Raw genomic sequence first — 13,550 nt, 5'->3', positions numbered from 1 at the left:
GATGACGAGCAGGTGACCTGAGAGGATGTCAGGGACCACGACGACGATCGCAGAATGATCGGAAGGGGTGCCGTGTTTCGTCGGATCATCACCGTTGTCGCCCTGGGGACAGCCACGTTACTCACCTCCCAGACGGCAATTCCTGCCCATGCGAATCCGATCGCGCAGGAAGCCGCCGTGAATGGGAATTCCGCACCGGGGGCGCTCAGCCTCGACGGGACCTGGGCCTGCTCCGTGCCGAGCGGCTACGTCTGGGACCAGGTGGAGCCCACCGGAGCCTGCGGCTCGCTCTCGTACCGCTACCGGCTACGGACCCCGGTCAACGGCCTGTGGGCCTGCACGATCCCGTTCGGCTGGACGTACGACTCGATTCGGTCCACGAGCGTCTGCGGCTCGACGGGCCCGTACCAGTATCGCCTGGTGGGCTGAACGCCCAACGGATCCCGACCCACGACCCTCACGGCCGTGACCAGTGTCTTCGCTGGTCACGGCCTTGAGCGCGACGGTGCCGCCAGGGCCTCGTCCGCCCGTCGTCGACACGCGGCACCTCGGTCGGCGACGAGGTCGATTCAGGACTCGGCCCCCGTGCGCGACTCGCCGGTGGAGACCCCACCCTCCCAGCGCTGGGCGTAGCGTGCGATGGGTTGCAACGAGCGGAGAAGTTCGATGCCGCGTTCGGTGAGGCGGTAACGGATGCTCACGGGCATCGTCGGTTCGACGAGGCGGTCGACGAGACCAGCGCCCTCAAGTTCGCGGAGCCTGACGGTGAGCATGCGCCCGGAGAGCCCCTGGACACGCCTCTCGATCTCGGTGAAGCGCTCCGCGCCCAGACCGAGGGCGAGGAGGATGCCGCTGGCCCAGCGTCTGCCGACGATCTCCATGACTCCGGCGAGACGCCGGCACTCGTCGTCGTCGATGTGGAGCGCAGGACGGGTCGGACCGGATCCGGAGATACTCACTTACCGAAGGTAAGTAGGTTACCCGGTGTTTGTCAACGACGAGATGTGCCCCGGATCCTTGGTGCATACCCGATCACCTGCGCCCGCACCACTGCGGCCCGCACCACCACAGTCGAAACAATCCTGGAGGCATCATGTCCCTGCTCCGTGTCGACGCGTCCATCCGCACCGAGGGCTCCACCAGTCGTGCCCTCGCCGACATCGTCGAAGGTCGGTGGCGCGACACGGCGACCGATCCGACCGTCGTCCGCCGGGAGATCGGCACCACCCCGATACCCGGCGACGCGTGGGCGGCGGCGTTGGCCGCGTCGGCCACACCCGCCCCGGACCGCACCCCGGGTCAGCAGCGCGCCCGGGATCTCGCCGACGCGCTGGTCGACGAGCTGGCCGCAGCCGACGCCTACCTGTTCGCGGCGCCGCTGTACAACTTCGGTGTCTCCCAACACTTCAAGACGTATGTGGATCTGGTCATCGCCGACTCCCGCATGTCGCCTGAGCGCACCCCGGTCACCTCGGGCAAGCCCGGAGTGCTGGTGACCGTCCAGGGCGGGAACTACTCCCCCGGCACCCCGAAGGAGGGGTGGGACCACGCGACCTCCTGGATGCGACGGATCCTCGAAGACGTGTGGGGCATCGACCTGGAGGTCGTCACCCGCGAGTTCACCCTCGTCGGGGTCAACCCCGCGCTGGACGCGTTCACCGACCTGGCCGAGGAGATCAGGACGAACGCGGAGCACCACGCCCACCGCCACGGTCACACCCTCGCCTCCCGCCTGCGGCCCGTCCACGCGGACGCCGCGACCCGCTAGCGCCCCGGTCGTCCCGGTCGACGTCGACCGGGACAGCCCCGCCACCACCACACCCCGCCGAGGATCCGGGGTGTGCTGGTGGCCTCGGGTCACTCCGACGGATCCCTGCGGGCCGGCCCGGCGAGCGAGTAGGCGATCAGCCCACCGACGGCCAACACCGCCGCAGTCCACGTGGCGGCCCGGGTGTCTGTCGACTGGCCCTGCCACGTGGCGATCGCCCCCCAGGTGCCCTGCTGCGGATACAGGGCCGCGACGGTGGTCCAGCCCAGCGGCAGGAACCACGACCGGGCCGCACCGAACACCGTCGCGCACAGCGCCGTCAGGCCGAGCAGCCCGGCGGCGTCGCGGGTCACCAGCGCAGCCGGCCCGAACCGGGCCTCGGTGGGCAGGGTGGCGAGCAGGACCACGAGGACCACCGCCAGTCCGGCCAGCAGGTGCGCCGCACGTCGCCAGGGCCAACGCAGTGAACCGGTCCGTTCCAGGTTCTCGTCCGGACCGGCGAGGGTGGGTGCGAGCGCAGCGACCATCAACACCACGGTCAGGACGACGACCGTCGGGGCGACGTCGGGGTCCTCGGCGAAGGCCAGGCACAGCCCCCAGACCACCGCGCCGCCGCCGACCGCTGCGGCCAGAGCCAGGGGTACGCGTCGGGCCCGCAGGTACAGCAGCGTCCAGGTCACCCGGCGCTCCCGGAGAGGATCCCGACCGGGTCCTCGCAGACCAGGAGGGCGTCGCGGACCGCAGTGACCCGGGCCAGCGCCTCACCCTCGGGCAGTCGACGCAGCCGCTGCCACAGGGTGACCGCCTCGGCGTTGAGCTCCGGATCCTCCGCGAGCATGCCGGGCACCACGCCGACGTCGGACCGGGGCTCACGGCCCAGGAGCCAGGAGGCCGCCGCCCGCTCGGTGGCCGCATGACGGTTCCGGCACTTCCCGTCGTACGGGACACCCAGCCCCGCGACGATCTCGGGGACCACGGCGGCCGGGTGGGCGAGCCGCCCCCGCCTGTCGATCCGGACGTCGATGGTGACGACGCCCTCCTGAGGGGTCGCCCGGTCCTCGCCGAACCCGACCACGCCCGTGTCCTCGTGCACTGCCCTCGGCGCGTTCGGCAACTTCGCCAGCACTGCCAGTCCGTCCCGGGCCGGTGGGGTCACCGCGTCGAGCACACCGGCGTGGACCCGACTGACACACACCGTCGGGGTGTCGTCGGTGCAGACCAGCTCCCGGGCGACCGGGTCGACCGGCCAGTTGAGCACGTCCTGGTCGTGGGGGACGACAGCGGTCGCCGCCACCAGCCCGAGCAGCACCGGCACCACCGCCGCCAGCCGGGCACGCCGGCCGGCCGCGACGAACAACAGCAGACCGGTGACGGCGAGCGCGACCATCCAGATCGCCACCGCACCGCTGACCCGGCTGTCGATCGTCTGGTAGTCGTGGAACAGGCTGGTGCCGTGGACCGGCGAGATCGCCGCCGCCACCCGGTCCGGGGGCACGAGGGAACCCACCCCGACCAGCAGCACCCCGGCCACCCCCAGCGCGGGAACCGTCACCAGGGCGGGAAGGAGCCGCCCGACCCCCAGTCCGAGCCATGCCGCGGCGACCACCGACAGGACACCGACCCCGGTGACGACGACGAAGTTCACCAGGGGGAGGTACCGGGCGGTGGTGACGATCCAGGCGAGGCCCGCCACTGTCACCACCAGGTAGGCCGCCGCGAGGGTGCAGGCCATCGCCACGAGCACCGGCAGCATCCGCCGCACGGGTGGTCGGGGGGTGCTGGCGAACAGTTCACCGACCTTCGCCCGGTGCTCCCGGCGGCCCTGCCAGGCCCCCGCCATGAGGGCCAACGGCCACAAGAGGAGCAGGTACTCCCTGATGGTCATGGCCAGGGCCATCCAGCCACCCGACCACCTGCCGGTCGCCGCGTAGAGCGCCCCGACGCCGATCACCACCGTGATCAGCGCGGCACCGAGCGCGGCGGAGCGGCGCAGTTCGACTCCCAGGATGCTCATGCCGACCCTCCACGTCGGGTCGTGCCGCCGTACGGCACCACCGCTGCGATCTCGACGACCCGCTCACCACGCCCGCTCACCGGTTCGCCTCCGCCCGGTGCTGACGCAGGAGCGCCGCATAGCCCCGCTCGGCCGGGCTGTCACCGGCGTGTCCCCCGTCGCCCTGCGCGGCGAGCACCTCGGGCGTACCCCGCCACACCAGGCGTCCGGCGTTGACCAGGACGACGTCGGTGCAGGCCGCCACCACGTCCTCGACCAGGTGGGTGGAGACCAGCACGCAGCTGTCGGTGCCGAGGTCACGCAGCATCTCGCGGAAGTCGAGCCGCTGTTCGGGGTCCAGGCCGACAGTCGGTTCGTCGAGGAGCAGGAGCCTCGGATCGTTGACGATGGCCTGCGCGATACCCGCCCGACGCAGCATGCCCCCGGAGAGGGTCTTCAGTCGGGCGTCGGCCCTGTCGGCGAGTCCGACCCGGTCGACGGCCCGTTGCACGGCCCCCGGGATGTCGGCCTTCGGCATCTCCTTGAGCCAGGCCATGTAGCCGACGAACTCGCGGACGGTGAACCGTGGGTAGTAGCCGAAGTGCTGTGGCAGGTAGCCCAGGGCGCGGCGGACCGGTCGCAGCTCGCAACGGCCGTCGACCACCTGCCCGAGCAGGGTCAACCGACCGCCGGCCGGGGCCAGGACGGTCGCCAGGGCACGGATCAGGGTGGTCTTTCCCGCGCCGTTGGGGCCCAGCAGCCCGTGCACGCCGGTGGACAGGGCCAGGTCGAGGCCGTCGACGGCCAGGTGTCGGCCGGCCCGCACCTGCAACCCCTCCGCGTGGATCGGCCAGGGATGGGTGGTGGTCGCCGTCTCGGCCGTGCTCACAGCACGCATCGTCGTCGTCTCCTTCAGTGATCGCCACAGGGTGCGGTGGCAGCGTGGCCGGGTGGCCGTACCACGGGTTCGAGGGCTAGTCGGGGTGGGAGAGCCGCCGGGATCCGGTGACCCGCAGGAATGCCACGGCGGTCAGGACGACAGTGGCCACCGCCCAACTCCGCTCGGCCTCCGCCGACAGGAGCACCGGCATCCGGGTGGCGGCGATGCTGGGAGCGATCACCACGAGCGTCCAGGAGGCGATCACGCCGATCGCGGCGCGGCGTACCCCGACGAGGGTTCCCAGCAGGAGCGTGGCGGCGGTGAACGCGAGGCAGGGCAGCAGCATCAGGGCCAACGACAACCCGGTGCCGGCACCGACCAGCGCGAGGGCGGGGACGACGACCGCCAACACCGCAGCCGTACGCCGCAGCAGCATGGTCAGGCCGGCGGCGGGTGTGGTGGCGATCAGCTCCCAGGCCGGGTCGGCACGGCGCTGCCAGGCGACCGCCACGCCGGGCAGCGGGGCCAACGGTGCGACGAGCAGCACCAGCGAGGGCATCCCGACCCACAACGCGCCGAGCAGAGCGGCACACCCGAGCACCGTGACGGTCATGACCAGCCACGGCAGCAACGTGCCGACGAACCAGCGGTGGTGCAGCACGGACCAGGACCAGGACCAGCGGCGGCCGACGGGAGCCGGGGCCGCCGCGATCTCGCGGTCCAACTCCAGCGCGACCCGTGCGACGACGGCCCGGCTCTGCACAGTGGTGCTGCCGGCCAGTCGGGCGCGACAGTCGGCGCAGCCCTCCAGGTGCACCTCGATCGCCCAGACGGCGGGTTCGTCGAGCCCTGGATCCCCGGTGGCGTACCCGACGATCTGGGTGAGGCTGGGATGGGTCATGACAGGGCCTCCCGGAGGGCGACCCGGGCCCGGCGGACGCGGGACTTGACGGTGTTCTCCGGGACGCCGAGCAGCACCGAGGCCTCACGCGTCGAGAGTCCGTCGAGGACCGTGGCCCGCAGGGCGGCCCGGACCTCGGGCGGCAGGACGAGCAGGGCCTGCTCCAACTCCTGGCCGATCCGGGCCGCCATCACCTCGTCCTCGGCGGCGGGGACCGTGCTCGGCGTCAGCTGCACCTGCGGCACCTGGTCGGTACGCGCCCGGCGGCGGAACGCGTCGACCAACCGGTGGGCGGCGATGGTCCACAGCCAGCCCACGGCACTTCCCCGTGCCTCGCCGCCGCTGCCGGTCCGGGCACCGGCGAAGCCGCCCGCCGCCCGCCACACCGCCAGGTACGTCTCCTGGAGGACCTCGGCGACCACGTCGGGGTCGGCGCAGCGGCGCCGCAGGCGCACCTCCAACCACGGCGCGGTACGCCGGTAGAACTCGTCGAACGCCCGCCGGTCTCCACGGGCGACACGTCGTACGAGTTCACCCTCGTCAGCCGCGTCCTTGCCTGTTCTCACACCCGGTAAGACGACGGGCCGACCCCGATCGGGTGCAGATTCCACGTGACCGTCGTCACATCCGACCTCCACCCTGCGGCGTCACCTCACGGGACGAAGACCTCGTTGAGGTCGCCGTACAGGCGCTGCTCGGTGAACCTGCCCTCCCCGTCGACGGTCGCCACGACGGCCCCGGGGTTGTCCAACACCTTGCCGTTCTTCAGGAAGTACTTGATCCGGATCTCGATGAAGGCGGTGCGGGTGCCGTCGGCGTCGGTCGTCTCGAAGAAGGTCACCACGTCGTGCTTGATGCTGTCGCAGCAGTCCAGGACGTACTGGATGGACGATGCGGCGGCCGCCCTGCCGTACACCGGCTCGGCGTTTGCGAACGTCAGCTTGACGTCCTCGGTCATCAGCTCGCACGCCTCGGGCAGCTTACCGCCGTCGATGAGCGCGTAGTACTCCTCGACGAGGCGTCGGGCGGGCGTCGGGACGGTCATGGTCTCTCCTCGGGTGAACGGCGTACAGGGGACGGACTGAGCTTCGCGGACGGCTTCACGATCGACAGTGACCATGGTCACGAGTTGCGACGCAGGGTTCGGGGCGGGCCGCCGACGCTGTCGGAACCCGCCGGACCGGTGCCGAGCAGGCAAAACCGTCCGTTTGGTCGATCATGAACCACTCCGGGACGGTTAGGGTTTGGCCCGAATGCGCCGACGGTCCCGCTTCGCCGTGACGACGACCCGTGCGGCCCCACCCGACGGAGGAGGACACATGCTCGACGCGGACCATCCGGTGCACCGCCTCTCGCCCGGCGCGCGGTCGGCATGGGGGTCCACGCTGTTCGCCGCCCTGCCCCCGCAGTTGACGGCGAGCCTGCTGGAACGGGCCGTGGAGGTCACGCTCGCGCCACGTGAGGTGTTCTACCCCGGGGCGCACCACGCCGAGACGCCACTGTGCGCCGTCGTCGTCGACGGCCTGCTCCGCTTCTACCTCACCTCTCCGGACGGCCGAGCCATGACAGTGCGGTACGCAGGCCACGGCCAGCTCGTCGGCGTACGGCGGATAGCGATGGGCCTGGTTCCCGCCTCGAGCCCGCCACCGGAGGAGACGGCTGTCAACGGCGAGGCGTTGCAGACCAGCCGGATCCTGACCCTTCCCGCGACAGTGGTGGCTGCCGCCGCCCGCAACAACGCGACACTGTCCGGTGCCCTGGCCCGAGAGATCGCCGTCCAGGCCGTGCACGACCGGGAACTCATCGCGGCGAACGTGTTCCGCCCCATCCGGGAACGAGTGGCCCGCCACCTGATCAACCTGGCGACCCGGGAGGGCCCGGACCTGGTCGTCCACGCGAGCCACCAGGAGATCGCGAACGCCATCGGATCCGTACGCGAAGTGGTGTCGCGTTCGATGTGTCGGTTCCGAGCCGAAGGGCTCGTCGAACGCCGGCGGCGCCGCCTGGTCCTGACGAACCCGGCCCGGCTGCACGCCGCCGCGATCGACGGACACCCCTGTCAGACGGCGGTGTAACCGCCGTCGACGACCAGGTTCGCCCCGGTGACGAAGCCGGCCTCGTCGGAGGCCAGGAACAGGGCCGCCTGTGCGACGTCCTCCGGCTCACCGAGACGCTTGATGACCTGACGCTCGATGAAGGAGTCCAGCACCCCCGGCACGTCGGCCATGGCACTGGTGGCCGGCGACATGATCAGCCCAGGGCTGACGGCGTTGACCCGGATGCCGTGCGGCCCGCCCTCGTTGGCCAACTCCCGGGTCATGCCGATGATCCCGTGCTTGGTCGCCGCGTGGGCGAAGCCGCCGGGGGCGGAGCGGATCGCACTGATGCCCTGCATCGAGGCGACGTTCACGATCGAACCGCCGCCACGAGCGACGAGGTGGGGCCAGGCCAGCGCCGTCACGTGGAAGACGACGTCCAACTCGTTCTGGAGGGTGAACCGCCACTCGTCGACGGTCATCTCCGCGATCGACGCGAACCGGGGTGCTGAGGCGTTGTTGTAGAGGATGTCGATACCGCCGTGCTCGGCCACCACCGCCGAGACCCAGTTTCCGACAGCGTCCCGATCGGCGAGGTCGAGCGGATGCGTCGACGTCATGACGCCGCCGGCCGCCCGCACCATCTCGACGGTCTCCTCCGCCCCCTCCGTCTTGAGGTCACAGCCGACGACCGTCGCACCCTCCCGCGCGAACAGGAGGGCCGCCGCCCGCCCCTGACCGCCGCCGGTCCCCGTGATCACCGCTACTTTGCCTGCCAGTCTGCCAGTCATCGGTCGGACGCTAGAGCCCACGGCGACCCCCGACAGTGACTTCGGTCCGTCACGATCGACGTCGGTGGCTTCGAGCGGCTGTGGGTGAGGGCGGAGGTCGGTCGATCGGAGCGTCCAGCGGGCACCGGGCCGGTGGCCGGACGTCCTCACCTTCGCCGACCGGCTGCCTGCGGGGACGGGCTCCGGCGCCGGGGGACGCCGGCGTCGACGGCGGAGGCGGTCGGGTCGACGGACGGTTGTCGGGGCGAGGTGAGAGCAGCGACCTCTGCGACCTGTGCGACCTGCGCCGAGGAGGTCGGTGACGTGGGGCTCGTCCGTCGTGACGTCCCGGCTGCCGTCGCCGAGCCCACCGCCGTGGCGGTGAACCGGGGGTCCCGGTCCAGTGGTGTGCACAGGGCGGCCTTGTTCAGCACGGTGCCGAGATCCGGCTTGTCGCGCCAGTCGTAGCGGGCATGGTCGATCGCGTAGCAGTAACTCACCGCCCGGTGCTGGGCGACGTCCTGCATCGTCGCCCCGGGAACGCGCAGGTCCTCGGTTGAATTGCTCGTTCGCAACCACTCCTTGCCGATGTACTTCCCACCCTCGGCGAGGAGGTTTCGCCCGAGCGCCGTCGTCTGATGCAGTGAGACAGCGGCGTGCACCTGTTCCCATGAGTAGTTGAACGCGCCGGTCACCGTCGGCAGACGCGTCCAGGCGTCGACGGCTACGGACTCGGGACGGTCCGGGTCGCCAAGGAACAGCAACGCGTGGTTGCGGTGGGCCCTGGGCAGGGTCTCGTCGGTGGCCTCGAGCTTCTTGGTGGTCAGGAGGTCACCGACATTGCGTTCCCTGTCGTAGAGGAGCGCGTCGGCCCTGGTAAATGCGAGGGCCGTCACGTCGTGGCATTTGGCCTCGCGGGTGCGGAGCGCGAGGAACGCCTTCTGTCCGTAGAGCGTGTCCATGTCCGGCACGTCAAGTCTGACCTTCGGGTCCGAACGGACCCTGATGGCCTTCCAACACCTGCCCTGAGTCCCTATGAAATGGTCGGCCTGGTTCGTGAGGTTGACGACCTTCCGCGTCCAGTCGGCGATGCCCTCGCCGACGGCCGTCCTCGCCCGGCGTAGTGCGTCCTCCTGGTCCCCGACCGACCGCAGGAGGTCGCCCACCTCGGTGAGCAGGAGACGGTCGTCGCCGCTCACGCGGTGGAGCAAGGTGTCGACGGAGCCCCGGAGGCGGACAACCTCTCCCCGAACAACACCCGGTGGAGGGCGACCCGAGTCTCGTCCAGAACCTTCTGGTGATGGGCGACCTGATCCGGCCGGACGACTTCCTGGGGCACGTTCCACTCCCTGCGCTCGACAGTCGAGATCAATCTAACGTCGTCCCCACCCCCCGCTCCGGCTTCCGTAGCCTTGGGCTGGTGACATCGGTACGGGAGCGGATCAGGGCCATCGTCGCCGGGAACGTCGACTACGAGGCGGGGCTGGACGCGCTGACCGTCACCCCGTCGGCCGAGGTCGACCCGGAGCTGACGGCGGCGAAGGACGAGGCGTTCGGGCGGCTGTGGCGGGGCGGATGGCAGCCGGCCGAGCTGCACCGGGTGGTCGTCCGGCGGGGCCGACCGCACCACGCCGACCTGGTGACCGACGCCGTCGCCGCGCACCTGCGACAGTTTCCCCAGGCCACGGTCGACGGGCGGTGGCTGGCCCAGGCGGACACCCTCGGCGCTCGGGTCTGGTGGACCGCCGACGCGACGTACGTCGCCGAACTCGCCGCGCGTCGGCGGCTCGACCGGGTGGCCGTACTCGATCTGCTGTTGGGTCTGCTCACCGTCCTGGCCGCCCTTCCGCGCATCGAGGTCCTCGTCCCCCCATCCGGGTCCGCCGTCGCGCCGACCGACCTGGCGGGGGCCGCCGGGTCGCCCCGGATCGACGCCCGGCTGCTGGACCGGGTACGGGCCCTGCTCGCCAAGGCGGAGTCGACGACGTTCCCGGCCGAGGCGGAGGCGTACACCGCGAAGGCCCAGGAGTTGGTCACCCGGCACAGCCTGGACGAGGCGCTACTGGCCGCGCGGGGCGGTGACGCGACGCCGGTGGTGCCGCACGCGCGGCGGGTGGGCGTGGACCACCCGCACGAGAAGGAGAAGGCCACCCTCCTGGACGCCGTCGCCCGAGCCAACCGCTGCCACACTGTCTCGTCACCGGAACTGGCGTTCAGCACCGTCTTCGGTTTCGACTCCGACATCGACGCCGTCGACCTGATCTACACCTCCCTGCTGGTGCAGGCGCACCGGGCGATGGCCCAGGCCGAACCGGCGGGCGGCAAGGCCGGTCGGAGCCGTCTCCGGGCGTTCCGTCAGTCCTTCCTGGTGGCGTTCACGGTCCGGATCGAGCAACGGCTGGCCGGCGCGGCCCGGCTGGCGCTGGCGCAGGCCACCGGCGGTGGCGACGGGAACGGGGGAACCCGCCCGGCCGACCTGCTGCCGGTGCTCGCCTCCCGGGACGAGCAGATCCGCGAGACCATCCGACAGGTCTTCCCGCACACCGTCCGGGTCCGCGCCAGCCGGGTGGAGAGCCGCGAGGGCTGGGAGTCCGGTCGGCAGGCCGCCGACCGGGCCACCCTGCCGACCGACACCGAACGGGGTCGATAGCCGCACCGGGTTCCGGCGGGACGAGAGCGGACCGTCGATGGGGTGCGATGGTTGCACGATCCCCGCCGGGTCGATCCCGCCGTCCTCGACCGCCACTGTGGGGCGGGCCGTCGGGGACCGTCACGCCGGTTCGGGTACGCCTCCGGGCTCACCGTCGTCGGGCATCGGCTCCACCGGCGCGTCGGGGAGACTGTCGGGCGTCCCCGGAAGCAGTTCCTCGGCGGTGTCCGGCACGGGCTCACGCGGGTCGAGGGGCGGATAGACGTCCGGATCGAGGTCAGGATTGGTCATCGGCTGATTATCCGTCAGGGTCGTCGTCGCCGCCCCTCGACGCGGAAGGCCCCCGCTCGCGGGTCGGGGCCTTCCGCAGAGCAGGCGGCAGACGCCCGGCCCGCGATCCCCGAAAGTTTCGAGGAAGTAGCGGGAGCAACGCGATCCGAATTTGGTCGCGCCCCTCCCGCGAGGGGTGTCACCCTGCTCTGCGCCTCCGCCCGACGACATGCCACCGGCCGCGACCTGCGCACTCCTCGATCCGCCCTTCCATGGATGGCCCGAAAGTTGCGGGCGTATTTTCGAAATACATTGACGTTCGTGAAATCTTCCTGAAATACTCCAGCATCAGCAAGACCGATGCCACCCCTCGGTGAGGGCTCCAGGGCATCACCCCGATCGCACCGTAGGTCCGGATTGTGCTGCCCGGTTCACTGACACCGGACCCGGAAGGAGCGTCAGATGATCAAAGGTTCTCCCCGACCGCTCACCGGTTCGAGACGAATGCGCGTAGCACTCGTCCTCTCCGCCGTGGGCATGCTGGCGATGGCAGGTGCCGTCGTCCTGCCCGGCAACGCAAGCGCCGCGAGCACCCTGGGCGCCTCTGCGGCCGAGCGAGGCCGGTACTTCGGCACCGCCGTGGCGGCCAACAGACTGAACGACTCGGCGTACACGACCATCCTGAACCGCGAGTTCAACCAGGTCACCGCCGAGAACGAGATGAAGATCGACGCGCTCCAGCCACAGCAGGGACAGTTCAGCTACGGCAACGCCGACCGCATCGTCCAGCACGCCCGCAGTCGGGGCATGCAGGTCCGGGGCCACACCCTGGCCTGGCACTCGCAGCAGCCCGGCTGGATGCAGAACATGTCCGGCACCACGCTGCGCAACGCCATGCTCAACCACGTCACCCAGGTCGCCACCCACTTCCGCGGTCAGATCGCCTGGTGGGACGTCGTCAACGAGGCGTTCCAGGACGGTTCGAGCGGCGCCCGCCGTGACTCCAACCTCCAGCGCACCGGCAACGACTGGATCGAGGCCGCCTTCCGGGCCGCCCGGGCCGCCGACCCGAACGCCCAGCTCTGCTACAACGACTACAACACCGACAACTGGAACGACGCCAAGACCCAGGCCGTCTATCGGATGGTCCAGGACTTCAAGAACCGGGGCGTCCCCATCGACTGCGTCGGCCTCCAGTCGCACTTCACCGGTGGCTCGAACTACCCGAGCAACTACCGCACCACGCTGTCCAGCTTCGCCGCACTCGGCGTCGACGTGCACATCACCGAGCTGGACATCCGCAACGCGCCGACCGACGCGTACCGCAACGTGGTCAACGACTGTCTCGCCGTCGCACGCTGCAAGGGCATCACCGTCTGGGGCATCCGCGACTCCGACTCCTGGCGCTCCAGTGAGAACCCGTTGCTGTTCAACGGCAGCGGCCAGAAGAAGCCCGCATACGACGCCGTCCTCACCGCACTGAACAGCGGCACCGGCCCGAACCCCACGACCCCGCCGCCCACCGGGAACCCGACCACTCCCCCGCCCACCGGTGGTCAGTGCACCGCCACGATGACGCCCGGCCAGTCCTGGGGAGACCGCTACAACACCTCGGTGACGGTCAGCGGGGCCAGCACCTGGACGGTGGTCGTCGCCATCACCTCCCCGCAGAAGATCTCCGCCACCTGGAGCGGCAGCCCCACCTGGGACGCCAGCGGGAACGTGATGACGATGCGCTCCGACGGCAGCGGCAACACGTTCGGCTTCACCACGATGACGAACGGCAACTCCACCGCACGTCCGCAGATCAGGTCCTGCACCTCGGGATGACCCGACCTGACCGTCGGCCGTGCGGGTGGGTGCACGGCCGACGGTTCCCCACCGTCGGATGACGACGAGACCGCTCGGGCGGTGCGCGGACGTACGCGACGTCCCCGCACCGCCCTCTCGTACGAGCCCTCGACCTGTTGTGTCGCGTCTGGCAGGCGGAGGTACTGGGGGATGGACATCGACGAGCTTGCCGCAGAGTTGATGGAGCGGATAGGGCTTTCCCTCGCGCCCGGCTACCTCGTCTGCCGTTCCGCCGCCGGGGACGGCCGTGAGCAGGCGGTGCTGGAGCTGGCGGCCCAGGTGGCCGGTTCCCACGCCGAACACATCCCTGCTCGTCCGGACCTCGATGGTCCACTTGGCCGATCTGCTCGAGCAGCGCGGTGAGACGCGAGGCAGGGGCTACCTCGCGTCTGTGACGCTCCGCGATCTCGCCGCCCCGGCGCTGCGGCCCG

At 70.8% G+C, this 13,550-nt stretch carries 16 protein-coding genes; 6 read left to right on the top strand and 10 right to left on the bottom strand.

What is annotated here, in order from left to right:
- The first annotated feature begins 177 nt into the window (after window positions 1-177).
- Window positions 178-429, top strand: a complete 252-nt coding sequence (locus tag ABT336_RS02695; RefSeq protein WP_350894735.1) for a hypothetical protein — start codon at window positions 178-180, stop codon at window positions 427-429.
- 140 nt (window positions 430-569) lie between these two features.
- Here the strand turns inward: ABT336_RS02695 and ABT336_RS02690 are convergent, their stop codons facing one another.
- Entirely contained in the window at window positions 570-959 is a 390-nt protein-coding gene (locus tag ABT336_RS02690) for a winged helix-turn-helix transcriptional regulator (RefSeq protein ID WP_350894734.1), read from the bottom strand.
- 134 nt (window positions 960-1,093) lie between these two features.
- On the opposite strand from ABT336_RS02690, the gene ABT336_RS02685 reads away from it, so the two are divergent.
- Window positions 1,094-1,768: an NAD(P)H-dependent oxidoreductase gene (locus tag ABT336_RS02685; RefSeq protein ID WP_350894733.1), complete on the top strand. Its 675-nt coding sequence runs from the start codon at window positions 1,094-1,096 to the stop codon at window positions 1,766-1,768.
- 89 nt (window positions 1,769-1,857) lie between these two features.
- Here ABT336_RS02685 and ABT336_RS02680 read toward each other — a convergent pair whose 3' ends face one another.
- The 6 genes from ABT336_RS02680 to ABT336_RS02655 all read right to left on the bottom strand — a co-directional run bounded on the left by ABT336_RS02680 (window position 1,858) and on the right by ABT336_RS02655 (window position 6,587).
- Window positions 1,858-2,448, bottom strand: a complete 591-nt coding sequence (locus tag ABT336_RS02680; protein WP_350894731.1) for a hypothetical protein — start codon at window positions 2,446-2,448, stop codon at window positions 1,858-1,860.
- Window positions 2,445-3,782 (bottom strand): hypothetical protein, encoded by a 1,338-nt coding sequence (locus tag ABT336_RS02675; RefSeq protein WP_350894730.1) that lies wholly within the window; start codon window positions 3,780-3,782, stop codon window positions 2,445-2,447. Before ABT336_RS02675 ends, ABT336_RS02680 begins: the two co-directional genes overlap by 4 nt.
- Before the next feature lie 76 nt (window positions 3,783-3,858).
- Window positions 3,859-4,659, bottom strand: coding sequence for an ABC transporter ATP-binding protein (locus ABT336_RS02670; protein ID WP_350894729.1), 801 nt, complete (start codon window positions 4,657-4,659; stop codon window positions 3,859-3,861).
- Between the two features lie 76 nt (window positions 4,660-4,735).
- Complete coding sequence (locus ABT336_RS02665) at window positions 4,736-5,542, bottom strand: cupin domain-containing protein (protein ID WP_350894728.1); 807 nt, start codon at window positions 5,540-5,542, stop codon at window positions 4,736-4,738.
- Window positions 5,539-6,108, bottom strand: a complete 570-nt coding sequence (locus ABT336_RS02660; protein WP_350894727.1) for an RNA polymerase sigma factor — start codon at window positions 6,106-6,108, stop codon at window positions 5,539-5,541. The genes ABT336_RS02665 and ABT336_RS02660 overlap by 4 nt, the downstream gene beginning before the upstream one ends.
- A gap of 86 nt (window positions 6,109-6,194) precedes the next feature.
- Entirely contained in the window at window positions 6,195-6,587 is a 393-nt protein-coding gene (locus ABT336_RS02655; protein ID WP_350894726.1) for a nuclear transport factor 2 family protein, read from the bottom strand.
- A gap of 274 nt (window positions 6,588-6,861) precedes the next feature.
- Between ABT336_RS02655 and ABT336_RS02650 the strand changes: the two genes are divergently transcribed.
- Window positions 6,862-7,617 (top strand): Crp/Fnr family transcriptional regulator, encoded by a 756-nt coding sequence (locus tag ABT336_RS02650; protein ID WP_350894725.1) that lies wholly within the window; start codon window positions 6,862-6,864, stop codon window positions 7,615-7,617.
- Here ABT336_RS02650 and ABT336_RS02645 read toward each other — a convergent pair.
- Window positions 7,602-8,369, bottom strand: a complete 768-nt coding sequence (locus tag ABT336_RS02645; protein WP_350894724.1) for an SDR family NAD(P)-dependent oxidoreductase — start codon at window positions 8,367-8,369, stop codon at window positions 7,602-7,604. The two genes, ABT336_RS02650 and ABT336_RS02645, sit on opposite strands and share 16 nt — an antisense overlap.
- 146 nt (window positions 8,370-8,515) lie before the next feature.
- Window positions 8,516-9,547, bottom strand: a complete 1,032-nt coding sequence (locus ABT336_RS02640) for a hypothetical protein (RefSeq protein WP_350894723.1) — start codon at window positions 9,545-9,547, stop codon at window positions 8,516-8,518.
- 221 nt (window positions 9,548-9,768) lie between these two features.
- Here ABT336_RS02640 and ABT336_RS02635 point away from each other — a divergent pair, with 221 nt between their 5' ends.
- Window positions 9,769-10,998 (top strand): DUF2786 domain-containing protein, encoded by a 1,230-nt coding sequence (locus tag ABT336_RS02635; RefSeq protein WP_350894722.1) that lies wholly within the window; start codon window positions 9,769-9,771, stop codon window positions 10,996-10,998.
- Window positions 10,999-11,118: 120 nt separating this feature from the next.
- Here ABT336_RS02635 and ABT336_RS02630 read toward each other — a convergent pair whose 3' ends face one another.
- Window positions 11,119-11,289 (bottom strand): hypothetical protein, encoded by a 171-nt coding sequence (locus tag ABT336_RS02630; RefSeq protein ID WP_350894721.1) that lies wholly within the window; start codon window positions 11,287-11,289, stop codon window positions 11,119-11,121.
- A 483-nt stretch (window positions 11,290-11,772) separates the two neighbouring features.
- On the opposite strand from ABT336_RS02630, the gene ABT336_RS02625 reads away from it, so the two are divergent.
- Together ABT336_RS02625 and ABT336_RS02620 are read left to right on the top strand one after the other, a co-directional pair.
- Window positions 11,773-13,098 carry a glycoside hydrolase family 10 protein gene (locus tag ABT336_RS02625; protein ID WP_502891086.1) on the top strand — a complete coding sequence of 442 codons (1,326 nt, stop codon included), beginning with the start codon at window positions 11,773-11,775 and terminating at the stop codon, window positions 13,096-13,098.
- Between the two features lie 171 nt (window positions 13,099-13,269).
- The gene (locus ABT336_RS02620) at window positions 13,270-13,482 is read left to right on the top strand and encodes a hypothetical protein (RefSeq protein ID WP_350894720.1); all 213 of its coding nucleotides are present in this window, start codon (window positions 13,270-13,272) and stop codon (window positions 13,480-13,482) included.
- Window positions 13,483-13,550 lie beyond the last annotated feature (68 nt).

The sequence above is a fragment of the Micromonospora sp. NPDC000207 genome (assembly GCF_040300925.1).
Classification (GTDB): Bacteria; Actinomycetota; Actinomycetes; order Mycobacteriales; family Micromonosporaceae; genus Micromonospora.
The sequence above is the reverse complement of the archived record's forward strand: the minus strand, read 5'-3'. Positions and strand labels throughout refer to the sequence as shown.